Genomic DNA, 956 nt, shown 5'->3' with positions numbered 1-956 from the left:
CAAAGATAATAAAGAAACTTTGTATAAATATATAAAAAAGAATAAGGGAAATAAAAAATGAATAAATTAAAATCATCTAAATATAAAAATCTGTATAACATATTAAAGAATGTTTCTTATAAACATACAATAGCTAAAGTATTTTATGATTTTATAGCTATGACAGCATTAAATATTGCAATAGGAATAAGTATTAATATGGAAGATAAGGAAAAAAGAATAGAACAATTTAAAAAAATTGCTGTTACTTATGATGAAAATGAAATGGAGTTTTTTAATGCATTTAAATTAGGATTAGTAAATGAATACCAGAGCAACAGATATCAGGATGTATTAGGAGTTTTATTTCAAGAACTTGAATTAAAAAATGATTTCAAAGGTCAATTTTTTACACCTTATGAATTATCATACTGTATGAATAAAATTAATTTTGATAAATCATTATTGGAAAGTAAATCTTTTATTTACTGCAATGAACCAGCAGCAGGAAGCGGAGGAATTGTTATAGCTTCATGTCAGATAGTAGAAGAATTAGGCTATAATTATGCAGAAAAATTAATATGGAATATTAATGATTTAGATTTGATGTGCGTATATATGTCATTTATACAATTAAACCTAATAGGAGCTTCTGCTTTAATACAGCATTGCAATACATTAAGTATGGAAGTTTTTGATAGGTTTTATACACTCGGATATATTTTAAATAGATGCGGTGAAAGACTTCGGATAGAAAAAAAGTGCAATAAAATGTTGGAATTAATAAAAGATATATAAACCTTAAATAATAAAAAACGGAGTGTTAAAATGATTTGTGATATATGTCAAAAAAATATAAATGATGATGAGATATTGGAAGGACAAATAAATATTAAATATAAGGATAAAGATGGTATAGAAAAAGACATAATATCTAATTATGATAGTTTAGCTTCTGACAATAAATCTTTCAAATA

Annotated in this window: 1 protein-coding gene; it reads left to right on the top strand. The window is 23.7% G+C overall.

Annotated elements, in window-relative coordinates; genetic code table 11:
• The first annotated feature begins 57 nt into the window (after positions 1-57).
• Entirely contained in the window at positions 58-777 is a 720-nt protein-coding gene (locus EZH24_RS12585; protein ID WP_137999391.1) for an N-6 DNA methylase, read from the top strand.
• The last annotated feature ends 179 nt before the right edge of the window (positions 778-956 follow it).

It is taken from the genome of Brachyspira catarrhinii (assembly GCF_005518285.1).
Taxonomy (GTDB): Bacteria; Spirochaetota; Brachyspiria; order Brachyspirales; family Brachyspiraceae; genus Brachyspira; species Brachyspira catarrhinii.
This window is presented reverse-complemented; position numbering and strand designations above follow the sequence as displayed.